This is a genomic window from Streptomyces sp. NPDC001315, from assembly GCF_042896175.1.
Taxonomy (GTDB): Bacteria; Actinomycetota; Actinomycetes; order Streptomycetales; family Streptomycetaceae; genus Streptomyces.
Map to the genome: position 1 here is coordinate 1,349,699 of NZ_JBIAWZ010000001.1, position 24,765 is coordinate 1,374,463.

The window sequence follows — 24,765 nt, forward strand, 5'->3', positions numbered from 1 at the left end:
GGGGGCGGGCCCACGGCGGGCCCGCCCCCACCACGCTAGTGCGCCGTCAGGCGGTGCGGGAGAAGACCGCGACGGTACGCCCCGGAATGGCGAACGTGCCCGATTCCCGCTCGTAGGACGCGGACTTGACGGTAGGGTCCGCGCCCGACGCCTGCACCGGGTGCAGCCGGTAGCCGGTCCCGGCGAGCGCGTCGACCTGCTGCCGCTGCGTCGTCGGCGTCGCGTTGAACACGACGACCAGGTCGCCCAGCTCCATGGTGATCACACCGGGCGTCTCGTCCTTCCCGGACAGCGGGAAGGAGAGCTTCGACTGCACCTGCTCGGTGCTGCCGAGGGAGAACGCCTGCTCGGTCGTACGGATCTTCAGCAGGTCCTGGTACGCGGCCGAGGCGCCGGTGATCTGCGCGCAGCCCACGCCGACGGAGCTCAACAGGGGCTTGGCGTACGGCCACTTGGAGGCGTTGTCGGCCGCCATCGGCAGCCCGCGGCCGAAGCCGTTGCCGTCGGCGCAGTTCCAGTGGATGGCGTTGAACCAGTCGCCGCTGTCGTAGGAGTTGCGGTCCAGGGACTTGGAGCGCAGCAGGTCCGAGCCGGCCTGGGACAGGGCCGGCCCCTGGGAGAGGGCGGCCGTGGCCATCGCGAGGACCTGCATCCGGGCCCGGTCGGACGCGGAGGTGTCCTTGGGCAGCTTGTAGGTCAGGGCGTCGAACAGCGACTCGTTGTCGTGGGCGTCGACGTAGGCGAGGGCGTCGCCGGGTGCGTCCGCGTAGCCGGCGGGCGCGCCGTTGTAGTCGACCTCGGCGCCGGTGACGTCCTTGCCGTCGGTGTCGGTGAAGCGGTACTCGGCGAGGTTGCCGGTCAGCCCGACCTTGATCAGGTCCTGGTAGTGCAGGAGGCGGGCCTTCTGCTCGGCTTCCGTGCCGTTGCTCGTGGAGGAGTTGGGGTCGGTGTACAGCCCGGACGCGAAGCCCTGCACGCCGGGGTCGGAGTCGAAGGGGCTGCCGCCGCGCACCGCGTCACGGGCACGGTCGGAGAAGGTCGCGACACCCGTGCCGGCCATGTTCTTCTGCGTGGCCTGCACGAAGCGGGCGTCGTCGGCGACCTCGCCGAAGTTCCAGCCCTCGCCGTAAAGGATGATCTTCTTGCCGTCGACGCCGTCCTTCGCCGGGGTCAGCGCGTCCAGGGCCTTGCGTACGGCGAGGATGTTGGCCTTCGGGTGGTGGCCCATGAGGTCGAAGCGGAAGCCGTCGACCTTGTACTCCTTGGCCCAGGTGACGATGGAGTCGACGACCAGCTTGCCCATCATGGCGTTCTCGGTCGCGGTGTTGGCGCAGCAGGTGCTGTTCGCGACCGACCCGTCGGCGAGGAGCCGCTGGTAGTAGCCCGGCACGACCTTGTCGAGCACGGAGGTGTCCGCCTGGCCGCTGGCCGCGGTGTGGTTGTAGACCACGTCCATCACGACCCGCAGGCCGTCCTCGTTCAGCGCCTTGACCATCTTGCGGAACTCGACCGTACGGGCGGTGCCGTCCGGGTCGGTGGCGTACGAGCCCTCGGGGACCGTGTAGTGGTACGGGTCGTAGCCCCAGTTGTAGGCGTCCTTCGCGGCGATCGCCGCGACGCACTCCTGCTGCTTCTCGGAGTCGGCCGCGTAGGAGGCGAGATCGCAGTCGGTGGTCGCCCGGTCGGACGTCTTCTCGGGGATGGTGGCGATGTCGAAGGCCGGCAGCAGGTGCACGTACGACGTGCCCGACTCGGCCAGCTCGCGCAGGTGCTTGGAGCCGTCGCTGTCCTTGTCGGTGAAGGCGAGGTAGGTGCCGGGGTCGGCGGCCGTCCTGTCCGCGACGGAGAAGTCGCGGATGTGCAGCTCCTGGATCTGCGCGTCCTTCAGCGGTACGGCCTTGGGCTTGGTCAGGGTCGACCAGCCCCCGGGTGCGAGGGACTTGTCGTCGAGGTCGACGACGAGGCTGCGCTCGGAGTTCGCGGTGAGGGCGACGGAGTAGGGGTCGGTGACCTTGTTGGTGACGAGCTTGCGGACGCTGGGCGCCCAGACCTTCACGACGTAGCGGTAGGGCTTGTTCTTCCAGGACGCGGGCCCGGTGACGGACCACACGCCGGTGGTGTCGTTCCGCTTCATGGCGACGGTGGTGCCGTCGAGGTCGAGGCTCACCGACTGTGCCGTCGGCGCCCAGACGGACAGGGTGGGCCGTCCGTTGTGGAAGACCGGGCCGAGCTGTGCCTTCGTCGCGTCGTAGAGGTCGTCGAGCACGCCGGCGATCTGGACGCCGGTCGCGGACAGGACCGCGCCGTTCGCGGCCCGCTGGGAGGCGACGAGCTGGCCGCGCAGGGCCTCGCGCACCCGGTCTCGGTCACGCGGGTCGACGGACCAGGCGGTGTAGTTTTTCAGGTGCGGGAACTTCGCCTTCTGGGCGTCGGTGAGCGTGGTCTTCGTCAGGCGCAGCCAGCGCTCGTCGTCGCTGGTGAGGGCGCCGTCCTGGACGGCGATCGAGCCGTCGTGGGAGGAGAGCAGCTGGGTGGAGGCGGCCGCTTCGGAGCCGTTCCAGGCGACCGTGTTCCGGTCGATCCAGACCGCCTTGGAGGTGGTCAGGTCGAGAGCGGCCGCGGAGCCCGCGGGCTGCGGCAGCAGGTACTCCTCCTGGCCGTTCAACAGCCACACCTCGTGGCCGTCGGCGGTGAGGTCCAGGGACTGGTCGGTGGCGAGGTCCTTCGCGTCGCCGTTGTGGATGATGTAGCTGAGGCTGGTGGCACCCTCGGTGAGCGGCACCTCGAAGACCGCGCCATAGGCATCAGTCTTCACCGGCTTCAGGGGGTTCGACCAGTCGGTGGGGTTGGCTGCGCCCGTCCAGACGTGCAGTCCCCAGCCGTCGTAGTTCCCGTCGGCGCGGTGGTAGTGGAGGACGGCCATGGTCTTGTCCTGGGCGGGGTAGTCGGCCGTGGGCTTCTCGGTGAGGACGGTCTCCTTGCCCTGCTCGATCCAGATCTCACCCGTCTCGGTGACGTCGATCGTGCGGTCGGCGGATACGTCCTTGTTGCCGTCCTTGTCGATGACGAGGAAGCCGACGTCGGACGCGCCGGGCTTCAGCCTGACGTAGGCGAAGGCTCCGTAGGCGTCGCGTCCGGTGAAGGGGTGGCTGGCGGGCCAGTTCGTGGCCTCGCCGTCGGCGAGGTCGCCCCAGGCGTACAGACCCCAGTCGGCGTAGTCGCCGTCGATGCGCTTGTAGTGCACGACCGCGTAGTCGCGGGAGGACGCGGTGGGGGTCTCCGCGGCGGGCGGGGTGCCGGTGGTGGATGTGGCGGTGGCGCTCGCCGTGCGGCCGGCCGAGTCGATGACCACGGCCTTGTAGCGCAGGGCGGTGCCGGCCGGTACGTCCTTGCCGATGGTCTGGGTGACCTTGTACGGGGCGTGGTCGGCGGAGCCGAGGGTCTGCCACTTTCCGTCGCCGGTCTGGGCGGCGAACACGACGCGGTTGAGGCGGCCGCCGTCGACGTCGGCGGTGAGCTCGACCGTGCCGGTGGCGCCCGCGTCCGGGGCCTTGAGGGCGATGCCGGGCTCGGTCGTCGGCTCGGCGAGCCGGCCGGCGGCCTTGAGGACGACGGCCGAGCCGGCCGGGACGGTGATCGTGACCTTCTTGTCGGCGCCGGAGCGGACCGTGGCGTCGGTGCCGTAGATGCCGTGGAAGGTCATGTCGGCGGACCCGGTGGCGAAGGTGGCCGTCTTCGCCTCACCGGCGTTGTTGAAGGCGACGACGTACTCGGTGGTGTCCTTGCCGGTGCCGGTGCGGGAGAAGGCGTAGATGCCGGCGCCGTCGGCCGCGTAGCGCTGCTCCTGGACTCCGTCGGTGAGGGCCGGGTTGTCCTTGCGCAGCTTGGCGAGAGCACTGATCTGCCGGTAGAGCGGTGCGCTCGGGTCGTAGGCGTCGACGGCGTGGGTGCGGTCGGTGCCGAGTTCGTCGTCGTCGAGGTAGTCGGCGACCTTGGAGGCGAACATGGTCTGGCGGGCGTCCTTGTCGCCGCCGGAGCCGGTGAAGCCCTGCTCGTCGCCGTAGTAGACGACCGGGTTGCCGCGGCTGAGGAACATCAGCTCGTTGGCGAGCTTGTCCTTCCGCACGAGCTGGGCATCGGTGGCGTCCGGGTTGTCCTGCTTCAGGAAGTACCCGATGCGGCCCATGTCGTGGTTGCCGAGGAAGGTGACCTGCTCGTACGCGTTGGCCTTGTCGGTCGTGTACTTGTAGTCGTCGCCGAACACGCCCGCCAGCTGCTGTGCGCTGCCGCCCTGGGAGGCGTACTGCCGGGCCGCCTCCTGGAAGGGGAAGTCGAGCGTGGCGTCGAGGCGGCCCTGGGTGACGTACGGGGACGTGATCGAGGTGTCGGCGGAGTAGACCTCGCCGAACATGAAGAAGTCGTCTCGGCCCTGTTTGGCCGCGTACGCGTCGAGGGCCGTGGCCCACTGGGTCCAGAACTCCGTGTTCACGTGCTTCACGGTGTCGACGCGGAAGCCGTCGACGTCGAAGTCCCTGACCCAGCGCTGGTAGATCTTCTCCATGCCCTCGACGACCTCGGGACGCTCGGTCCACAGGTCGTCCAGGCCGGAGAAGTCGCCGTAGGTGGTCGACTCGCCGGCGTACGTCGAGTCGCCCCGGTTGCTGTACATCGTCGGGTCGTTGAGCCAGGACGGGACCTTGGTGTTCTGCGTGACCTTCGGCGTGCGCGGGAAGGAGTCGGCGTCGACGGCCGGGAACTCCGTCCTCCCGTCCGCGTAGTCCGCGTCGTCGAAGGGCTCGCCGTCCTTGGTCAGGTACGGGAAGGCGCCCTTGGAGAGGTAGTCGTAGGACTTCTCCTCATAGTCGACGACGTCGGCGGTGTGGTTGGTGATGACGTCGAAGAAGACCTTCATGCCCTTGGCGTGCGCCTTGGAGATGAGGGTCTCGAGGTCCTTGTTGCTGCCGAAGTGCGGGTCGACCTGGGTGAAGTCGGTGATCCAGTAACCGTGGTAGCCGGCGGAGGCGTTGGTGCCGGTGCCCTGCACGGGCTGGTTCTTGAAGATCGGGGCCATCCAGATGGCGGTGGTGCCCAGACCCTTGATGTAGTCGAGCCGACTGGTCAGGCCCTTGAGGTCGCCGCCCTGGTAGAAGCCCTTGTCGGTGGGGTCGTAGCCGGTGCTGAGCCGTGACCCGGTCAGTCCGCCCTCGTCATTGGACGTGTCCCCGTTGGCGAAACGGTCCGGCATCACGAAGTAGAACTGCTCACGGGTGTCGTCGTGCCGAGCGGGCGCGGCGGCGAGCTTCGCGTCGGAGGGGGGCGCGGGCGGGGCGTCCGCGTGCGCGGCGAGGGGCTGGACCAGGGCGGCGGCGAGCGCGGCCACGGTGACGGCCGCGATCCGTCTGGCATGCGCGGTGCGGCGCGTCCGGGGCGCCGGCCATCTCGGTATCACAGGCGTTAACTCCTAGCGATTACGGCTCAGTTGGGGCGAACCCTGCGCCACGGCCACGAGCGTCGTCGGCTGTGTCTCCGGGCGCCAGGCGCGACCGTATCGCTGACGAAAGGTTTACAGCAAGAGGCTTGCAACTCACAGCAAGAACTTTCATCCACTCCCTTGACGTGCCCTTCTCAACTCCCCCGATGTCGCGAGTTGTTGAAACCCAACCCCCCTTTTCGGAGCCGCACATGACCAGCAGACCCCGCCCCCCGGGTGTCCTCCGGCGCACCGCGACCGCCGCAGCCGCCGGCGCCCTCGCGCTCGCCGGGGCGATCGCCCTGCCCGCAGCCCCCGCCCAGGCCGACACGACCGCCAAGGGCGACGTCATCGCCAACCTGTGGGAGTGGAACTGGGACTCGATCGCGTCCGAGTGCACGAACGTGCTCGGCCCGGCGAACGGGCACGAACCGCTCGTGCACGACGGGCGCGGCGAGCGGTTACGCGACCGGCGACACCTGGAGGTGATCCCGGCTCAGCAGCTCGCCTTGCCGGAGTAGATCGCCAGGGCCGTGTTGGCGGCCAAGGTGGCGGTGAACTGCCCACTGGAGTTCACCGTCACCGTCGTGTTGTTCTGCACATTGCAGTACGTGCCCGCCGAGAGCGATGTCTGGTACGTCCGCGTCAGCGCGCTCGACTCGTGGTTGATGGCGACGTAGCCCTTGCTGCCGCGGCCGAAGGCGATCGCGTCGGCGCCGTTGTCCCACCAGTTGGTCATCGACTCTCCGCGGGTGGCGTTGCGGAAGGCGACCATGGACTTGATCTCCGGCCAGGCGTGCTGGCACTTCCAGCCGTCCTGCCAGCAGGCGTTGACCGTGCCGCCGTTGGGCGGACCGGCGTCCGCGTCGGACCACTCGTAGCCGGAGTTGATGTCCGGGGCGCCATAGGGGTAGGCCAGCATGAACACGTTGGCCAGGGTGTAGTTCGCGCCGTCCTTGTAGTTCAGCGTCGAGCCGTTGCGCTCGGTGTCGTGGTTGTCGACGAAGACGCCCGCGACGGAGCTGCTCATATAGCCCCAGCCCTCGCCGTAGTTCTTCAGGTAGGCGAGGTTCTCGTTGTTGAAGACCCGCTTGAGATCGTAGGCGTAGCGGAACTCCTGGACGTCGCCGTTGCCCGTGTACTCGGTGGGCTGGACGGCCTCTCCGCTGCCGTAGATGACCTCCTGCTTCCAGTACACCGACGTGTTGCTCAGCCGGGACTTGATGTTGGCGAGGTCGGCGGTGTCGATGTGCTTGGCCGCGTCGATGCGGAAGCCGTCGACGCCGAGGGTGAGCAGGTCGTTCATGTAGCCGGCGATGGTCTTGCGTACGTAGTCCTCGCCCGTGTCCAGGTCGGCCAGGCCCACCAGTTCGCAGTGCTGGACGTTCCAGCGGTCGCTGTAATTGGAGACCTGTGAGGTGCAGTCGTCGAAGTCGTAGGAGGAGTACAGGCCCGGGTAGTTGTACTTCGTGTACGTCGAGCCGCCGGTGCCGGTGCCGCTGCCCGCCGACATGTGGTTGATGACGGTGTCCACCACCACCTTCACGCCTGCCGCATGGCACGTGTTCACCATGTTCTGGAACGCCGTACGGTCGCCGAGGCGGCCCGCGATCTTGTAGCTGACGGGCTGGTACGACGTCCACCACTGCGAGCCCTGTATGTGCTCGGCGGGCGGGGAGACCTGGACGTAGCCGTAGCCCGCGGGACCGAGGGTGTTGGTGCACTCCTTCGCGATCGAGGCGAAGTTCCACTCGAAGAGGACGGCGGTGACGTCCTTGGTGCCGGGCGGGGACGCCTCGGCGATGCCCGTGGGGAGGGTGAGCGAGAGCGCCATGCCGGCCGCGAGGGCGACCGAGGCGGCAAGAGTCTTCCTGGCCATGTGTACTCCTGCACTTCATCGTGCGGGTGGGGGGATGGGGCAGTGCGCCGGCGTACGGGGACCGGCGGTCGTCCGTCCGGAGACGATTGCGAGATCAACGAACCCGGATGTGTGCGGGAACGTACCCCCGCTGTCGTGTTTCAGCAAGATGCAGAAAGAACTTCCAACAGGTGTCTTGACGCGGCGAGTTCACCCGTCACAGGCTCCTCGACATCACCCCTCGCGCGCCCCGTCGAGCCGGCCGGGGCCCGCAAGGTCCCGAAAGGAGCCGCACCACGATGGTGGGATCAACACCGGAGCCGGCGGGCTGTCACGTACTCGGCCGGGTCCGGCTGGGCGCGGGCCGGACCGGGATCCGGGGCGTCAAGCCGCGGGCCCTGCTGGTGGCCCTGCTGCTGCAGGCGGGCCACCGCGTCTCGCTCGACGCGATCCAGGAGGCCCTGTGGGACGGCGAGCCGCCGCGCTCCGCGGTCGCCAACATCCGTACGCACGCCAGCACCCTGCGCGCCGCACTGGCCGGCACCCCGTTGGCCGGCACCGCGCTCGTCGCGGGCGAGGGCGGCTACGCGCTGGACGTACCCGCCGAGGCCTGCGACCACCTCCGCTTCCTCGACCTCGGCGCGGCGGGCCGGACCGCGCTGCTCACCGGGGACGCCGACGGCGCGACGCGACTGCTGGGCTCGGCGCTCGCCCTGTGGGACGGCGACCGGGCGGCCGTCGGCGTTCCGCGGCTCGGTCCGCTGACCGGGGCGCTGGGCCACCTCGACGAGGAGCGGATGCGGGCCGTCGAGGACCTGGCCGAGGCGCATCTGCGGGTGGGCGAGCCGCGGGCGGCACTGCGCGACCTGACCGGGCTGCTCTCCTCGGCGCCGTTGCGCGGCCGGAGCTGGGCGCTGCGGATGCGGGCACACCACCGGCTCGGGGAACTGGGCGGGGTCTTCGAGACCTATCGCGGCGCTTGCGTCGTCTTCCGCGAGGAGCTGGGGATCACCCCGGACCGTGAACTGCACGATCTGTACGTGGAGTTGACGGGCGGGCTGCCGCGCAGCGCGTGATGCCCCGCCCCCGGGTGCGCTGGGGCGGGGCATCGGTACGACGCGCTCCGGCGCGGGTGCGTCAGGAGCTGCAGCACTTCCCGGTGTTGGTCCAGCTGGTGCAGCTGCCGGTGGCGTCCCAGCACTGGCGGGTGTACTTGGCCTGGTAGGCCGGGTACGTCGTACAGGCGTTGGCGCACTTGGTGTCGGTCCACCAGGTGGCGTCGGCCGTGACCTTCGGCGCGAGCCGGTTCACCAGGGCGTCCGCGAATCGCTGAAGCAAGGGGTACCCCTTTTGTTTCCGTCGGCCGCCCTTCGCGGCCGTATCGCGTCGCACATTACGAGGCCGGCATACAGGGCACATTCCCATGCACGTGTAGGTCCTTGTGTATGCCCTCGTGTACGTCCTCGTGTATGTGCCGTGTATATGCGGCTCCTAGGCTGGGCCGCGCATTCAAGGGAAGGGATCACAGGCATGTTCTACACAGCGGTGGTGTGCCGGGCGTTTCTCGGCTTCGTGTTCCTGGCGTCGGCCTGCGGGAAACTGCGCGGGCGGGCTGCTTTCGGGGAATTCGCGGACGGCCTGGCGGCCCTGCGGGTGGTTCCCGCGGGGCGCGTCCGGCCGGTCGCGATGGTCGTCGCAGGGGCGGAGGCCGTGGTGCCGGTGCTGCTGATCGTGCCGGCCTCGGCGGCGGCCGGCCTCACTCTCGCGGTGCTGCTCCTGGGCGCGTTCACGCTGGCGGTCGGGGTGGTGCTGTGGCGCGGAACCGTCGCCTCCTGCCCGTGTTTCGGAGCTTCGCGGACGGCGTTCGGGGTCCGTCATGTCGTACGCAATGTCGTGCTGACGGTCGTCGGCGCGGTGGGGCTGGCGACGGTGGGAGGCGGCTCCGGGCGGGTGGCCGGGGTGCTGCTCGCCGCGCTCACCGGAGCGGTTCTGGCGAGCCTGATCATCCGTCTCGACGACATCGTCGCCCTTTTCGCCCTGCCGAATTAACCCTGTCGAGTCGGTTCCTCCGACTTATTTCTGCCGAGTCGGCCCTGTTGAGCAAGGAGAAATCCTGTGTCGTTCCTCGCCGTCGCCGTGACCTTTTCGATCGTGCTCGGGACGCTGAATCTGGTGTTCGCGTACGGCATCATCCGCAGGCTGCGTGCGGAGAGCCGGAATTCATCAACCGTTTCCCTTCCGGTGACCGACGCGGACAGTCTGGGGGCGACGCTGGAGGAATTCAGTGTGCGCCTGGACGACGGCCGGGAAATCTCCCGCGAGAGCCTCGGAGAAGGAACCGTCGCCGCGTTCTTCGCCCCCGGCTGCGGCCCTTGCGCGGAGCTGCTCCCGCACTTCGTCGAGACGGTCGCCCGATCCGGCCGCTCCGTCGGCGAGGTGCTCGCCGTGGTCGTCCCGGGCAAGGAGGAGTCGCACGAGTACGCGTCCGTCCTCGGCACGGTGGCCACGGTGGTGGCGGACGGCGACGCCCGTACGGTGGAGGCGGCGTTCGGGGTGAACGCCTACCCGGTGGTGTGTCGCGTCGAGGCCGACGGCCGGCTGACCGCGCTGGCCCGCGACCTGCACGAGCTGGCACGGCCGGTCGCCGTATGAGCCGTGGCTCCCTGAACCCTGCGCCTGGCGACGACCAGAACCGCGCCCCTCGCACCCCGACCACCGGCGACAACCCGAACCCCAACCCCCGCACCCCGACCACCGGCGACAACCCGAACCCCAACCCCCGCACCTCGACCACCGGCAGCGACCCGATCCCCCGCCCCCGCCCCCGGCTCACCGCCCTGCGCACCGTCCTCGCGCTGGCCCTTCGCGCCGCCCCGGTTCCCCTGGTGGGCATCGTGCTGGCCGCGCTGCTGACCGCCGGGCTGCCGGTGGCGGCGGTGTGGCTGACCCGGGATGTGCTGGACCTGCTGGCCTCGGCACGGCACGGGTCGGTGCCGGAGGTCGCGGGCCCCGCCGCCGGGCTCGCCGGGGTCGGGGTGGCCGCCGCGGTCCTGCCGCACGTGGAGCGGCTGCTGTGCGGGGAGCTCGCCCGCGCGGTGGGCCTGTCGGCGCAGGACCGGCTGTACGCCCGGGTGAACGGCTTCGCGGGGCTCGCCCGCTTCGAGGACCCCGCCGAGCTGGACCGGCTGCGGCTGGCCGAGCAGTGCGGGCAGGACACGCCCGTGCAGATCGTGTCGGCGGCGGTGGCGCTGGCGCAGGCCGGGGTGACCGTGTGCGGGTTCGTGGCGTCGCTGTGGCTGATCAACCCGTGGCTGGCGGCGGTCGTGCTGCTCGGTGCGCTGCCCGCGCTCGCGGCCGAGCTGCGGCTGGCCCGTGCCTGGTCCCGGGCCACGCTGCACACGACGCCGCTGGAGCGCCGGGAGTCGTTCTACGCCCATCTGCTGGGCAGTGTGCAGGCCGCGAAGGAGATCCGGCTGTTCGGCATCGGCGGGCATCTGCGGCGGCGGATGCGCCGGGACCGCGAGGCGATCAACGCCACCCGGCGCCGTATGGAGCTGCGTACGGCGGCGGCGCAGGGCCTGCCCGCGGCCGTCTCGGCGGGGATCGCGGCGGCGGGCCTGGTCTGGGCGGTGCGCGCCGCGGCCCGCGGCGAGCTGACCGTGGGCGACCTCGCGGTGCTCACCTCCGCGATCGCCGCCGTGCAGGGCGGCCTCACCGGTATCGCGGCCTCCGCCGCCGTGGCGCACCAGCACCTGCTGCTCTTCGAGCACTACCTCGACGTGACGACCGCGATGCCCGACCTGCCGGTACCCCAGCCGCCGCTTCCCGCAAGGCCGTTGAGCCGGGGCATCGAGCTGCGCGATGTCTGGTTCCGCTACTCCGAGCAGCACGACTGGGTGCTGCGCGGCGTGAGTCTGACCATCCCCTGCGGCCGCACGCTCGCGCTCGTCGGCGACAACGGCGCGGGCAAGAGCACCCTGGTCAAGTTGCTGTGCCGGTTCTACGACCCGACCCGCGGCAGCGTCCTGTGGGACGGCACCGACATCCGCCGCCTCGACCCGCAGGAGCTGCGTCGCCGGATCGGGGCGGTGTTCCAGGACTTCATGCGGTACGACATGACGGCCGCCGAGAACATCGCGCTCGGTCAGCTCGACCGGGCCGGCGAGGTGCGGCGCGCCGCCGAGGCCGCGGGAGTGCACGACACGCTCGCGGCGCTCCCCCGCGGCTACGACACGCTGCTGTCGCGCTCCTTCGGCGACGGCGAGGAGGACGGCGTCGAGCTGTCCGGCGGCCAGTGGCAGCGGGTGGCGCTGGCCCGTGCGCTGCTGCGCGAGGATCCCGACCTGCTGATCCTGGACGAGCCCACCTCTGGACTGGACCCGGAGGCCGAGCACGAGGTCCATGAGGCGCTGCGGCGCCACCGCCGGGGCCGGACGAGTCTGCTGATCTCCCACCGGCTCGGCACGGCACGCGAGGCGGACCTGATCGTGGTGCTGCGGGACGGGGCGATCGCCGAGTCGGGCGGGCATGCCGAGCTGATCGCGGCGGGCGGGCGGTACGCGGGACTGTTCCGGCGGCAGGCGGCGGGGTACGCCCGGTGAGCGCCGTGCTCTGTGCCCTGGGCGGGCTCTCGCTCGTGCTCCTGCTCGTGCTCGCGCTCGGGTGGATCCGCCGCCGCATGGTCGTGATCACCGTGAAGGGAGTGAGCATGCGGCCCACGCTCGGCGCGGGTGACGTCCTGATCGGCCACCGCGTGCGGACCTCCCGTCTGCGTTCCGGCCAGATCGTCGTACTGCAGAAGCCGAACCCGGGCGCCGACTGGGCGACCTGGACGTGGCCCGAGCAACCGGGGCACTTCATGATCAAGCGCCTGGCGGCCGTGCCCGGCGACCCCGTCCCGGTCGCCGCCCGCGCCCGCCTCGGCAGGGGGCCCGTACCGCCCGGTTCGGTGGTGGTCCTGGGGGACAACCTGCAAGAGAGTGTCGACTCCCGGGAGATCGGTTACGTCCCGCTGGAACGCGTGGTGGGCGTCGCGCTGCGCACGTATCGCCGCAGCCCACACGACACATGCCGGTAACGGGAACGTCACGCTTGCGGTCTCTTGCAGAAAATTTGTTGCAACGTCTTTCGCAAGGACTTGCAGCGCTGTTACTTTCCTCCCGCGCCCGGCGGCCGTCGAATGGGACCGACGGCACCCGCGGTCCTCCCAAGGGATGATCCGGGCAACCCTCTTCTAGGAGTTCATATGCGACGTGGCATATCGATCGCCGCCGCGGTGACCGTCATCGCGCTCACCGCGACCGCCTGCGGTGGTTCCGACGACGACTCGTCGAGCAAGCCGAAGGACGCCAAGGACGTCTCCGGTTCGATCACGTACTGGGACACCTCGGACGCGGCGACCGAAGCTCCGACGTACAAGGCCCTGATCAAGGAGTTCGAGGCCAAGTACCCGAAGATCAAGGTGAACTACGAGGCCATCCCGTTCACCGATGTCGAGCAGAAGTTCAAGTCCGCCGCGAAGAGCGGCAAGGGCGCCCCGGACGTCGTCCGCACCGACGTGGGTCTGATGGCCGAGTACGCCTCGCTGGGCTACATCGCCCCGCTCGACGGCACGGCCGCGCTGAAGGACACCTCGGACTTCAACTCGGGCCCGATGGACACCGCCAAGTACGACGGCAAGACGTACGGCGTCCCGTCGGTCACCGACACCCTGGGCCTGCTCTACAACAAGGAGCTGCTCAAGAAGGCCGGCATCGCCGAGCCGCCGACCACGTGGGACGAGTTCATCGCCGACTCGAAGACCATCAAGGCGAAGACCGGGGCCTACGGCACCTACCTCAACCCCGACTCCTACTTCCTGCTCCCGCTGCTCTACAGCAACGGCGCGGACATGGCCGACACGTCGTCGAAGAAGATCACCATCAGCGACGACGCCGCCGTCACCGCACTGACCACGGCGAAGAAGATCAACGACGAGGCGTCGATGAAGGTCGACTTCGCGAACGCCTACCAGAACATGCAGACCGCCTTCAAGAACGGCAAGGTCGCCATGCTGATCCAGGGCCCCTGGTCGGTCAGCGACGACGTGACCGGCAAGGCGTTCAAGGGCAACGAGGACAACCTCGGCTACGCGCCCGTCCCGGCCGGTGCGGGCGGCAAGGCCCAGGCCCCGACCGGCGGCCACAACCTCGCGGTCTACCAGGGCTCGAAGAACCTGGACGCCAGCTACCTCTTCACCGAGTTCATGACGTCCACCGAGGCCCAGGTCACCATCGCGGAGAAGACCGGCACGCTGCCGACCCGCAAGTCGGCGTACACGTCCGAGGTCACCTCGAACGCCAAGATCGCCGGCTTCAAGCCGATCCTGGAGCAGACCGCCCGCCCGCGCGTCGCGCTCCCGCAGGTCGGCTCGCTCTTCACGCCGCTCGCCCAGAACTACGTGAAGATCCTGCAGGGCGACACGTCGGTCAAGGCCGGCCTGGACGACACCGCCAAGGAGTTCCAGAAGCTCCTGCCCGGCTACTCCATCGGCTGATCTTCCGCCCCGTAGCCACCGGGTCCTGTCGCCGCACGGCAGGACCTCGGTAACCAAGGACACGCAGCCCCGGGGAAGGACTTTCCCCGCTGCCGCCCCGACCGGGGCTCCCCGGGGCTGCGGAACCACCCGGACCCGGCGGTTCCACCAGGAACCGCCGGGCTTCCACCAGACTTCCGCCGCGAAAGAGCCGATGAGGATGACGACCGCAGCGAGCACCGAGAAGACCGGCAAGACAGCGCGAGGCGACAAGGCCTCGCGCCCCCCACGCGTTTCGGCGCTCCGACGGTCCTGGGACAAGTACTGGTACGCCTGGGCCATGGTGACCCCGGTCGCCGTCGTCCTGGCCGTCCTCGTCCTCTATCCGCTCGGGTACGGCCTGTACCAGTCGCTGACCGACGCCAACGAGGCGAACGTCGCGACGACCATCGGCGCCTTCCACCGTCCGGCCACCTACAAGTTCGTCGGATTCGACAACTACTGGCACGTGCTGTCCGGCGCCGACAGTGACTTCTACCCGCGGCTCGTGTGGACGATCGTCTGGACCGTGTCCTGTGTGGCGCTGCAGGTCGGCCTCGGCATGGGCCTCGCGGTGCTGCTCAACCGCGAGGTGCGCTTCCGCGGCTTCTACCGCGCGATGCTGATCCTGCCGTGGGCGGTCCCGTCGTTCATCGGCGTCTTCGCCTGGCGCCTGATGCTCAACTCGCAGTACGGCGTCTTCAACGAGATCATCACCGCGTTCGGTCTGCCCGCGCAGGACTGGCTCGGCACCCCGCTCGCCCAGAAGGTCGCCGTCATCATGGTGAACGTCTGGATCGGCATCCCCTTCAACATGGTGGCGGTCCTCGGCGGACTCCAGTCCATCCCCAAGGAGCTGTACGAGGCCGCCGAGATGGACGGCGCCTCGCCCTGGCAGCGCTTCGTGAACGTCACCCTGCCCGGCCTGCGTCCCGTGACGAACACGGTGATCCTGCTCGGCTGCATCTGGACGTTCAACATGTTCAACGTCATTTATCTGCTGCTGGGCAACAACACGAGCGGCGACGCCGACATCCTTGTCACCTTCGCCTTCCGCAAGGCCTTCACCGGCGTCTCGGACTACGCGGGTGCGGCGACGTACGGAATCATCATTCTCGCCCTCCTGATGGCCTTCTCGACCTTCTACCGCCGCAACACCCTGAAGTCCGAGCAGGCGTAAGGAGCCCTCGCCATGACCGCAGCAACCCACGAGACCTCCGCCGCCGCTCCCGCCGCCTCCCGGTCCACCGCCGCCGCCCCCCGCAGGGTGCGCGGCCGTCAGGAGCGCAGTCTCGGCTCGTCGATCGCCCTGCACAGCACCCTGATCGTGGCCACGGTGATCGCGGCCTTCCCGGTGGTGTGGATCCTCTTCATCTCGCTCGGCCCGAAGGATGCCTGGCAGGAGCCGGGCAAGGTGCTCAGCAACCTCAGCTTCCACAACTACAGCGACGTGCTGTCCCATTCGGATCTGCCGAAGTGGTTCCTGAACACCGTGATCGTGGCGGGTGGCACCACTCTGCTCGGTGTCTTCCTCGCGGCGACCGCCGGATACGCGGTGTCCCGGATGAAGTTCCCGGGCAGCAAGCAGCTGATGTGGACGTTCCTGGTCACCCAGATGTTCCCCAGTATCGTGCTGATCGTGCCGCTGTACCTCCTTATGTCCGAGCTGAACCTGCTGGACAACTACCTCGGGCTGATCCTGGCGTACGCGACCACGGCCGTACCGTTCTGCGCCTGGATGATGAAGGGGTACTTCGACACCATCCCCAAGGAGATCGACGAGGCGGGCCGGGTGGACGGCCTCACCCCGTTCGGCACGTTCTGGCGGCTGATCGTGCCGCTGGCGAAGCCGGGGCTCGCGGTGACCGCGTTCTACAGCTTCCTCACCGCCTGGGGCGAGGTCGCGTACGCCACGCAGTTCATGCAGTCCGACCACTACACGCTCGCGGTCGGTATCCGCACCTTCGCGCAGGACCAGCGGCCCGACTGGGCCTGGACCTCGGCCACGGCGATCATCATCACCATCCCCGCGGCCATCGTCTTCATGCTGGTGCAGCGCAGCCTGGTCTCCGGGCTGACGGCCGGCGGCACGAAGTCCTGACGGCCCTCCCACACTTCGCAAGCCCAGCAAGCGCCTTTCGTCGTTCCCCCCGCACCCCTAAGGGAATCCATGACCCAGAACGTCACCGACGCACTCCCCACCGACGCCTCCGCCGCCGCCTCCGGGCGCCGGGAGTGGTGGCGCGACGCGGTCATCTACCAGGTCTATCCGCGCAGCTTCGCCGACGGCAACGGTGACGGCATGGGCGACCTGCCCGGCATCCGGGCCCGGCTGCCGTACCTCAAGGAGCTCGGCGTCGACGCGGTGTGGCTCTCCCCGTTCTACGCCTCCCCGCAGGCGGACGCCGGCTATGACGTCGCCGACTACCGTGCCGTGGACCCGATGTTCGGCACGCTGACGGACGCCGACGACCTGGTCCGCGACGCGCACCGGCTGGGCCTTCGGATCATCGTCGACCTGGTGCCCAACCACTGCTCCGACCAGCACGAGTGGTTCAAGCAGGCGCTGCGCGAGGGGCCGGGCTCGCCGCTGCGGGAGCGATTCCACTTCCGGGCGGGCAAGGGCGCCGACGGCGAACTGCCGCCCAACGACTGGGAGTCCATCTTCGGCGGCCCGGCCTGGACCCGCGTCGAGGACGGCGAGTGGTACCTCCACCTGTTCGCGCCCGAGCAGCCCGACTTCAACTGGGACCACCCGGCCGTCCACGACGAGTTCCGCTCCATCCTGCGGTTCTGGCTGGACCTGGGCGTCGACGGCTTCCGCATCGACGTCGCCCACGGCCTGGTCAAGGCGGCGGGTCTGCCCGACATCGGCCACGACGAGCAGGTCAGGCTGCTGGGCACCGAGGCCGTGCCGTACTTCGACCAGGACGGCGTGCACGAGATCTACCGCAGCTGGCGGCGCATCCTGGAGGAGTACGCGGAAAACGAGACAGGGCCCGAAGGGCCTTCCTCGGAAGGGTGGGGGCGGGTGACGGGTGGGCGCATCGCCGTCGCGGAGGCATGGACGCCGACCGTGGAGCGCAGCGCCCTGTATCTGCGCCCGGACGAGCTGCACCAGGCCTTCAACTTCTCGTATCTGACCACCGGCTGGAACGCGGCCGATCTGCGCGACGTCATCGACCGCTCGCTCAGCGCCATGAACGCCGTGCACGCGCCCGCCACCTGGGTGCTGTCCAACCACGACGTGGTCCGGCACTCCACGCGTCTCGCGGAAGGGGACGAGGCGCGTGGTCTGCGCCGGGCCAGGGCGGCCACCCTGCTCATGCTGGCGCTGCCCGGCTCGGCATATCTCTACCAGGGCGAGGAGCTCGGCCTGCCCGAGGTCGTCGACCTGCCCGACGAGGTCCGCCAGGACCCGGCGTTCTTCCGCAGCGCGGGCCAGGACGGCACCCGTGACGGCTGCCGGGTGCCGCTGCCGTGGTCGGGCGAGCTGCCGCCGTTCGGCTTCGGTCCCGTCGAGGGCGGGCCGAGCTGGCTGCCGCAGCCGGCGGAGTGGAAGAGCCTCACGGTCGAGGCGCAGGAGGGCGACCCCACCTCGACACTGGAGTTCTACCGCAGCGCACTGGCCGTGCGCCGCGACCACCCGGCGCTCGGCGCGGGCCGCCAGATCACCTGGCTGCCGGCCCCGGAAGGCACGCTGGCGTTCCGCCGCGACACCGCGGACGGCTCCTTCGTCTGCACGGTGAACCTCACGGCGTCCCCGGTGCGGGTGCCGACGCCGGGCACCGTCCTGCTGGCGAGCACGGACGTCGAGGCGGGCGCCGCCACGACCGAACTGCCCGCTGATTCGACCATCTGGTGGGCAGTCTGAGATGCGACCGGTACAGTCCAATCCTGTGACCACACGGCTTGCCGACATCGCAGCTCAGGCGGGGGTCAGCGAGGCGACCGTCAGCCGCGTCCTGAACGGGAAGCCGGGCGTCGCCGCGACCACCCGCCAGTCCGTCCTGGCCGCTTTGGACGTTCTCGGGTACGAGCGGCCCGTACGGCTGCGGCAGCGCAGTGAGGGCCTGGTCGGACTGATCACACCGGAGCTCGAGAACCCCATATTCCCCGCCCTCGCCCAGGTCATCGGGCAGGCGCTGACCCGGCAGGGCTACACCCCGGTGCTCGCCACCCAGACGCCCGGCGGCTCGACCGAGGACGAGCTGACGGAGATGCTGGTGGACCGGGGGGTCGCCGGGATCATCTATGTCTCCGGGCTGCACGCGGACACCACCGCCGACATGCAGCGCTACGAGCAGCTGCGCGCCCAGGGTGTGCCCTTCGTGCTGGTCGACGGCTTCTCGCCGAAGGTGCAGGCGCCTTTCATCTCGCCCGACGACCGGGCGGCGATGACGCTGGCCGTCACGCACCTGGCGTCCCTGGGCCACACCCGGATAGGGCTGGCCCTGGGGCCGAAGCGGTTCGTGCCGGTCCAGCGGAAGATCGAGGGCTTCGTGCGCGCGATGCAGGACCAGCTGGGCCTGAGCGCCGAGACGGTCGAGACCGAGCTCGTCCAGCACTCGCTGTTCACCCTGGAGGGCGGCCAGGCCGCCACCACGGCGCTCATGGAGCGGAACTGTACGGCGGTGGTCTGCGCCAGCGACATGATGGCGCTGGGCGCCATACGGGCGGCACGACAGCGGGGGCTGAACGTCCCGCGGGACGTGTCGGTGGTCGGTTTCGACGACTCCCCGCTGATCGCCTTCACCGACCCGCCGCTGACGACGATCCGCAAGCCGGTTCCGGCGATGGGTCAGGCGGCGGTGCGTACGTTGCTGGAGGAGATCGGCGGGACGCCCGCGCCGCACAGTGAGTTCGTGTTCATGCCGGAGCTGGTGGTGCGGGGTTCGACCGCTTCGGCCCCTGGGGAACGGAATCGTCCCTAGGGCGGAGAAACCGGGGGTTTTCGCGGTGCGCTGGTAGGAGCCGGGGGCCTCTTCCGGTAGTAGGACATGCGGCCTGTACCCGACCAGGGGATGATCGGTGGCGGAACGCTTTTCTGGCAGACTCTGTGCCTATGGGTGACTCGACCGTGACGACGCAGGAAGGCCGCGAGCAGGCGACCGCTCCGCAGTGCGTCGCGGGCGAGCCGTCGCCGGGTCTGCTGCGCCGGCTGCGCACCCCGCGCCGGCCTCGGCTGTGGTTCGAGATCCTGCTGATCGGGGTGAGTTACTGGACGTACTCACTGATCCGCAACGCCGTTCCGGAGCAGCGGAGCGAGGCGCTGCGCAACACCGACTGGATCTGGCGGGCCGAGCACCGGCTGGGCATCGACGTCGAGCAGTCGGTCAACCATGCCGTGAACTCGGTGACTTGGCTGATCGTCGGCATGAACTACTACTACGCGACGCTGCACTTCGTGGTGACGCTGGGCGTGCTGGTGTGGCTGTACCGCGTGCATCCCGGCCGGTACGCCCCGACGCGCCTCGCGCTGTTCGCCACGACGGGTGTGGCGCTGGTCGGCTACTACCTGTTTCCGCTGGCGCCTCCGCGTTTGATGAACGGCGGGGACTTCGTCGACACGGTCATGGTGCACCACACGTGGGGTTCGATGGCGTCCGGCGACCTGAAGCACATGTCGAACCAGTACGCCGCGATGCCGTCGATGCACATCGGCTGGTCCTTGTGGTGCGGGCTGACGATCTTCGCGTTGGCGCGTGTGCCGTGGGTGCGGGTGCTGGGGCTGCTCTACCCGGCGGTGACCCTCATGGTCATCGTCGCCACCGCCAACCACTTCTGGCTGGACGCGGTGGGGGGTGTGCTGTGCCTGTCGTTCGGTTTCGCGGTGGTGCGGGTCTGGTACGGGCCCCTGCCGTACGCTCCGCGGGCTGAGCGGTTGCGGCCCGCCCACCTTCCCGGCCCGGCCGCCGAGGGACACCCGCAGGCGCTGCCCGGTCTACGGGCCCAGCCGACCCGCCCACCCGAATCGGCCGACTGAGAGACCCCTGGGGCTCGGGATGCGTGCGGGTCGTCGTGGGGACGGGTGCGGTGCCGGCGGGGGTGGGGTTGACGCGGCTCCGGTCCAGCAGGACCGAGGGGCTCCACGCCCGCGGCCGTCGCCCCGGCTACCGCTCGCCCGCGGCCCCGTAGAACAGCTCCTCGACCACCGCCCGCGCTCTGCGCGTCGTACGCCGGTACGCGTCGAGCATGTCGCCCACGTGGCCGGGGCTGTAGCCCAGGTACCGGCCCACGGCGGCCAGTTCGCGGGGGGTGGAGGGGAAGGTGTCACCGGCCCGGCCGCGTACCAGCATCACCGCGTTGCGGACGCGGGTCGCCAGGACCCATGCCTCGTCGAGGGTCGCGGCGTCCTCGCCGGAGAGCAGGTCGGCGGCCCGGGCGGCGGCCAGCGCCTCGCGGGTACGGGTGGTGCGCAGGCCCGGCTCCGCCCAGCCGTGCCGCAGCTGGAGCAGCTGCACGGTCCACTCGACGTCGGACAGGCCACCGGGGCCGAGCTTGGTGTGCAGCTTGGGGTCGGCGCCGCGCGGGAGCCGCTCGCTCTCCATGCGGGCCTTCAGGCGGCGGATCTCGCGTACCGCCTCGTCGCCGAGCCCCTCCGCCGGGTAGCGCAGCGGGTCGACGAGGTCGATGAAGCGGCGGCCCAGCTCCTCGTCGCCGGCGACCGGTTCGGCACGCAGCAGCGCCTGCGACTCCCAGACCAGGGACCAGCGGCGGTAGTAGGCCTCGTAGGACTTCAATGTGCGGACCAGCGGGCCGGACTTGCCCTCCGGGCGCAGGTCGGCGTCGATGAGGAGGGGCGGGTCGGCGCTGGGGATCTGGAGCAGGCGGCGCATCTCGGAGACGACCTTGTTGGCCGCCTCCGAGGCCTCCCGGTCGCTGACGCCTTCGCGCGGCTCGTGCACGAACAGGACGTCGGCGTCGGAGCCGTAGCCCAGTTCGTGGCCGCCGAAGCGGCCCATGCCGATGACCGCGAAGTGGGTGGGGAGGGTGTCGCCCCAGCCGTCGCGGACGACCGCCCGCAGCGTGCCCGCCAGCGTCGCCGCCGTCAGGTCCGACACCGCGCCGCCGACCCGGTCCACCAGCGCGCCCTGGTCGGCCTCGGCCGGCTGGGTCTCGGTGCCGTAGGAGCCGACGATGTCCGCGGCGGACGTACGGAACAGTTCGCGGCGGCGGACGCCGCGGGCCGCCGTGACCGCTTGTTCGGCGTTCGCGGCGCGGCCGACGGCGGCGAGGACCTCCTGTTCCAGGTGGGCGCGGGAGCGGGGTTCCAGTCCGCCGCCGTCGCCGTCACCGAGCAGGGCCACGGCCTCGGGTGCGCGCATGAGGAGGTCGGGGGCGAGGCGGCCCGCGGAGAGCACGCGCGCGAGGTTCTCGGCGGCGGCGCCCTCGTCCCGCAGCAGCCGTAGGTACCAGGGCGTCTTGCCGAGCGCGTCGGACACCTTGCGGAAGTTGAGCAGGCCCGCGTCCGGGTCGGCGGAGTCCGCGAACCAGCCCAGCAGGACGGGCAGCAGGGTGCGTTGGATGGCGGCCTTGCGGGTGACGCCGGAGGCGAGGGCCTCCAGGTGGCGCAGCGCGGCGGCCGGGTCGGCGTAGCCGAGGGCGACCAGGCGTTCACGGGCCGCCTCGGGGCTCAACCGGGCCTCGCCGGGGGCGAGTTGGGCGACCGCGTCGAGCAGCGGGCGGTAGAAGAGCTTCTCGTGCAGGCGGCGTACGACGCTGGTGTGCCGCTTCCATTCGCGGGTCAGCTCGGCGACGGGGTCGGTGCGCAGTCCGAGGGAGCGGCCGATGCGGCGCAGGTCGGTCTCGTCCTCGGGAACGAGGTGGGTGCGGCGCAGCCGGTAGAGCTGGATGCGGTGCTCCATGGAGCGCAGGAAGCGGTAGGCGTCGTCGAGCTGGACGGCGTCGGCTCGGCCGACGTAGCCGCCGGCGGCCAGGGCCTGGAGGGCGTCGAGGGTGGTGCCGCTGCGGAGCGACGCGTCCGCCCGCGCGTGCACCAGCTGGAGCAGTTGCACGGCGAACTCGACGTCCCGGAGGCCGCCCGGGCCGAGCTTCAGTTCGCGGTCGACCTCGGCGACGGGGATGTTCTCCACGACCCGGCGGCGCATCTTCTGCACGTCGGCGACGAAGTTCTCGCGCTCGGCGGCCTTCCAGACGAGGGGTTCGAGGGCGGCGACGTACTCCTCGCCGAGCTCGATGTCCCCGGCGACCGGGCGGGCCTTGAGCAGCGCCTGGAACTCCCAGGTCTTCGCCCAGCGCTGGTAGTAGGCGAGGTGGCTGGCGAGGGTGCGCACCAGCGGACCGTTTCTGCCCTCGGGGCGCAGATTGGCGTCGACGGGCCAGATGGAGCCCTCGACGGTGGTCTCGGAGCAGATCCGCATCATGTGCGAGGCGAGCTTCGTCGCGGACCTGATGGCCTTGCCCTCGTCGGCGCCGTCGACGGCGTCACCGGCGGCCTCGCCGACGAAGATGACGTCGACGTCGGAGACGTAGTTCAGCTCGTGACCGCCGCACTTGCCCATCGCGATCACCGCGAGCCGGCACCGGGCGGCGTCGTCGGGTGCGGCGGCGCGGGCGATACGGAGGGCGGCGCGCAGGGTCGCGGTGGCCAGGTCGGCGAGTTCGGCGGCGGTCTCGGCGAGGTCGGTGGTGCCGCACACGTCACGGGCGGCGATGGACAGCAGGCAGCGGCGGTAGGCGACGCGGAGGGTGACGGGGTCGTCGGCCTCCGCCAGGCCCCGTTCGAACTCCTCCACCCCGGGATGGAGGTCGCGTGGTTCGTAGGTGACCAGCACCTCCCAGTCCCGAGGGTGCCGGATGAGGTGGTCGGCGAGGGCGGCGGAGGCGCCGAGCACGCCGAGCAGACGGTCGCGCAGCGGCTTGGCCGCTATCACCGTGTCGAGCAGCTCGCGGCGGGCCGTGGCGGGGCCGGGCTGCGCCTCCAGCAGCCGGACGAGACCGTGCAGCGCCAGGTCCGGGTCGGCGGTCGCGCCCAGCGCCTCCAGCAGCACCGGGTCGTCGCGGACGGGGGCGAGTTCCGTGCTGTCCAGGAGCCGCTCGGCGGCCGAGGGGTCGGTGAATCCGTGCCGCAGCAGCCTTGTGAAGGTACTGCTCCTGCGCCCCGGCGCCGTCATCCCCGGCCTCCCGTCGGATCGAGCCATCGGATCAAGGTCGTACGCGCCCGAGCCTAACCGGAGTCCCTGGCCGAAGCGCCGGGGCCGGTGCCGATGAGTCACGTCGCCGCGCGAGGGCGGTGCTGGTGAGGCAAGATCGTGCCTCGGGAGGTCGACTCATGACGGACCAGGAACCGCGGACCAGTCTCGACCCGCGTTACAGCAGCCCTGACGCGGCCCCGACGCCCTGGCCGCGGGCCGCCGGGCAGCTGGCGGCAGCCGAGGTCTACTGGCTGTCGACCGTACGGCCGGACGGACGGCCGCACGTGACGCCGCTCATCGGCGTCTGGCGGGACGGTGCGCTGCACTTCGCCACCGGCGCGGAGGAGCGCAAGGCGCTCAACCTCGCCACGAATCCGCAGGTCGTGCTCACCACGGGCAGCAACACCTGGGCCGAGGGCCAGGACGTCGTGGTCGAGGGCGAGGGGGTGCGCGTCACCGACGACGCGCGGCTGCGGGAACTCGCTGGGGCGTGGGAGGAGAAGTACGGCCCCGTGTGGCACTTCGACGTACGCGAGGACGGCGCGTTCCAGGCCAAGCACGGGCCCGCGTTCGTCTTCGCCGTGACGCCCCGCACCGCTTTCGGCTTCGACAAGGGAGAGTCGTTCAGCCAGACACGCCGGCAATTCGAATGACTTTCGCATGAAGTGCGGGGCCATCGAACCGCCGCACCAGGAGTCGGCCTGCCCCGTCGCGCGGCAGCAGTAGTTCACCAGGTCTTCATCCCCCGGGTCGAGCAGCGTGGGACGCAGGAATCTTGGCGTGCGCATGCTCTGTCCGCACCGCCGCCCCCGCCCTTCCTTCACCGGAGGTAGATGTGTCCGGCAGTTCCGTGTACCGCCGCAGTCGTGCAGCCGTGGCGTCCGGGCTGGCCCTCGCGGCCGCCGCGGTCGGCCTGTGGACCGGACTGGGCGGTTCCTCGACCGCGCAGGCCGCGTCCGGGGTGCCGACCCCGGACCACGTGGTGGTCGTCGTCTTCGAGAACCACGCCTACAGCCAGGTCATCGACTCCTCCAGCGCCCCCTACATCAACTCGCTCAAGACCGGCGGCGCCAACCTCAGCCAGTCCTACGCCGAGACCCACCCGAGCCAGCCGAACTACTTCGCCCTGTTCTCCGGCTCCACCCAGGGCATCACGGACGACAGCTGCTACACGCCCGGCTTCTCCTCGGCCGCGAACCTGGCCTCCGAGCTGATCGCCGCGGGCCGCACCTGGGCCAGCTACAACGAGACACTGCCCAGCCAGGGCTCGACCACGTGCAGCAGCGGCAACTACGCCCGCAAGCACAACCCGTGGTTCGGCTTCAGCAACGTCCCCACGTCGACGGCGAAGACCTTCGCCCAGTTCCCGACCGACTACACCACCCTGCCGGACGTCTCCTTCGTCGTCCCCAACCTGTGCAGCGACATGCACGACTGCTCGGTGTCGACCGGTGACACCTGGTTGAAGAACAACCTGAGCGCGTACGCCACCTGGGCCAAGACCCACAACAGCCTCCTCGTCGTCACCTTCGACGAGGACAACCGGCTGGCCGGCAACCGCATCCCGACGGTCCTGTACGGGCAGCCGGTGACGGCGGGGTCGAGCAGCTCCACCACGTACAACCACTACAACCTGCTGCGCACCCTCGAGGACTCGCAGGGCCTTTCCGCCCACGCGGGCAACGCGGCCTCCGCGACCGACATCACGGGGATCTGGGCCTCCTGA

At 70.2% G+C, this 24,765-nt stretch carries 18 protein-coding genes; 14 read left to right on the forward strand and 4 right to left on the reverse strand.

Annotated elements, in window-relative coordinates; genetic code table 11:
• Nucleotides 1-46: 46 nt before the first annotated feature.
• Nucleotides 47-5,449 carry a pullulanase-type alpha-1,6-glucosidase gene (pulA, locus tag ACFY16_RS06005; protein WP_390645840.1) on the reverse strand — a complete coding sequence of 1,801 codons (5,403 nt, stop codon included), beginning with the start codon at nucleotides 5,447-5,449 and terminating at the stop codon, nucleotides 47-49.
• Between the two features lie 233 nt (nucleotides 5,450-5,682).
• On the opposite strand from pulA, the gene ACFY16_RS06010 reads away from it, so the two are divergent.
• On the forward strand, nucleotides 5,683-5,991 hold the full coding sequence (locus ACFY16_RS06010) for a hypothetical protein (RefSeq protein WP_390645841.1): 309 nt from the start codon (nucleotides 5,683-5,685) through the stop codon (nucleotides 5,989-5,991).
• Here ACFY16_RS06010 and ACFY16_RS06015 read toward each other — a convergent pair.
• On the reverse strand, nucleotides 5,967-7,349 hold the full coding sequence (locus ACFY16_RS06015; RefSeq protein ID WP_390645842.1) for an alpha-amylase family protein: 1,383 nt from the start codon (nucleotides 7,347-7,349) through the stop codon (nucleotides 5,967-5,969). The genes ACFY16_RS06010 and ACFY16_RS06015 overlap by 25 nt on opposite strands.
• Nucleotides 7,350-7,627: 278 nt before the next feature.
• On the opposite strand from ACFY16_RS06015, the gene ACFY16_RS06020 reads away from it, so the two are divergent.
• Complete coding sequence (locus ACFY16_RS06020; RefSeq protein ID WP_390645843.1) at nucleotides 7,628-8,404, forward strand: BTAD domain-containing putative transcriptional regulator; 777 nt, start codon at nucleotides 7,628-7,630, stop codon at nucleotides 8,402-8,404.
• Nucleotides 8,405-8,465: 61 nt separating this feature from the next.
• Here ACFY16_RS06020 and ACFY16_RS06025 read toward each other — a convergent pair whose 3' ends face one another.
• Nucleotides 8,466-8,666: a hypothetical protein gene (locus tag ACFY16_RS06025; protein WP_390645844.1), complete on the reverse strand. Its 201-nt coding sequence runs from the start codon at nucleotides 8,664-8,666 to the stop codon at nucleotides 8,466-8,468.
• A gap of 192 nt (nucleotides 8,667-8,858) precedes the next feature.
• Here ACFY16_RS06025 and ACFY16_RS06030 point away from each other — a divergent pair, with 192 nt between their 5' ends.
• From ACFY16_RS06030 to ACFY16_RS06075, 10 genes are all read left to right on the forward strand, one after another.
• Nucleotides 8,859-9,377, forward strand: coding sequence for a MauE/DoxX family redox-associated membrane protein (locus ACFY16_RS06030; protein ID WP_390645845.1), 519 nt, complete (start codon nucleotides 8,859-8,861; stop codon nucleotides 9,375-9,377).
• A 66-nt stretch (nucleotides 9,378-9,443) separates the two neighbouring features.
• The gene (locus ACFY16_RS06035; RefSeq protein WP_390645846.1) at nucleotides 9,444-9,980 is read left to right on the forward strand and encodes a TlpA family protein disulfide reductase; all 537 of its coding nucleotides are present in this window, start codon (nucleotides 9,444-9,446) and stop codon (nucleotides 9,978-9,980) included.
• Nucleotides 9,977-11,929, forward strand: coding sequence for an ABC transporter ATP-binding protein (locus tag ACFY16_RS06040; RefSeq protein WP_390645847.1), 1,953 nt, complete (start codon nucleotides 9,977-9,979; stop codon nucleotides 11,927-11,929). The genes ACFY16_RS06035 and ACFY16_RS06040 overlap by 4 nt, the downstream gene beginning before the upstream one ends.
• Nucleotides 11,926-12,405 (forward strand): S26 family signal peptidase, encoded by a 480-nt coding sequence (locus ACFY16_RS06045; protein WP_390645848.1) that lies wholly within the window; start codon nucleotides 11,926-11,928, stop codon nucleotides 12,403-12,405. Before ACFY16_RS06040 ends, ACFY16_RS06045 begins: the two co-directional genes overlap by 4 nt.
• Nucleotides 12,406-12,573: 168 nt before the next feature.
• Nucleotides 12,574-13,863, forward strand: coding sequence for an extracellular solute-binding protein (locus tag ACFY16_RS06050; RefSeq protein WP_390645849.1), 1,290 nt, complete (start codon nucleotides 12,574-12,576; stop codon nucleotides 13,861-13,863).
• Nucleotides 13,864-14,056: 193 nt separating this feature from the next.
• Entirely contained in the window at nucleotides 14,057-15,061 is a 1,005-nt protein-coding gene (locus tag ACFY16_RS06055; RefSeq protein ID WP_390645850.1) for a carbohydrate ABC transporter permease, read from the forward strand.
• 12 nt (nucleotides 15,062-15,073) lie between these two features.
• On the forward strand, nucleotides 15,074-15,982 hold the full coding sequence (locus ACFY16_RS06060; protein ID WP_390645851.1) for a sugar ABC transporter permease: 909 nt from the start codon (nucleotides 15,074-15,076) through the stop codon (nucleotides 15,980-15,982).
• 69 nt (nucleotides 15,983-16,051) lie between these two features.
• Nucleotides 16,052-17,755 (forward strand): glycoside hydrolase family 13 protein, encoded by a 1,704-nt coding sequence (locus ACFY16_RS06065; RefSeq protein WP_390645852.1) that lies wholly within the window; start codon nucleotides 16,052-16,054, stop codon nucleotides 17,753-17,755.
• A 25-nt stretch (nucleotides 17,756-17,780) separates the two neighbouring features.
• Nucleotides 17,781-18,815 (forward strand): LacI family DNA-binding transcriptional regulator, encoded by a 1,035-nt coding sequence (locus ACFY16_RS06070; RefSeq protein ID WP_390645853.1) that lies wholly within the window; start codon nucleotides 17,781-17,783, stop codon nucleotides 18,813-18,815.
• A 131-nt stretch (nucleotides 18,816-18,946) separates the two neighbouring features.
• Nucleotides 18,947-19,867 (forward strand): phosphatase PAP2 family protein, encoded by a 921-nt coding sequence (locus ACFY16_RS06075; protein WP_390645854.1) that lies wholly within the window; start codon nucleotides 18,947-18,949, stop codon nucleotides 19,865-19,867.
• Nucleotides 19,868-19,994: 127 nt separating this feature from the next.
• Here the strand turns inward: ACFY16_RS06075 and ACFY16_RS06080 are convergent, their stop codons facing one another.
• Nucleotides 19,995-23,018 carry a bifunctional [glutamine synthetase] adenylyltransferase/[glutamine synthetase]-adenylyl-L-tyrosine phosphorylase gene (locus ACFY16_RS06080; RefSeq protein WP_390645855.1) on the reverse strand — a complete coding sequence of 1,008 codons (3,024 nt, stop codon included), beginning with the start codon at nucleotides 23,016-23,018 and terminating at the stop codon, nucleotides 19,995-19,997.
• Nucleotides 23,019-23,176: 158 nt separating this feature from the next.
• On the opposite strand from ACFY16_RS06080, the gene ACFY16_RS06085 reads away from it, so the two are divergent.
• Together ACFY16_RS06085 and ACFY16_RS06090 are read left to right on the forward strand one after the other, a co-directional pair.
• Complete coding sequence (locus tag ACFY16_RS06085) at nucleotides 23,177-23,692, forward strand: pyridoxamine 5'-phosphate oxidase family protein (protein ID WP_390645856.1); 516 nt, start codon at nucleotides 23,177-23,179, stop codon at nucleotides 23,690-23,692.
• A 182-nt stretch (nucleotides 23,693-23,874) separates the two neighbouring features.
• On the forward strand, nucleotides 23,875-24,765 hold the full coding sequence (locus ACFY16_RS06090; RefSeq protein WP_390645857.1) for an alkaline phosphatase family protein: 891 nt from the start codon (nucleotides 23,875-23,877) through the stop codon (nucleotides 24,763-24,765).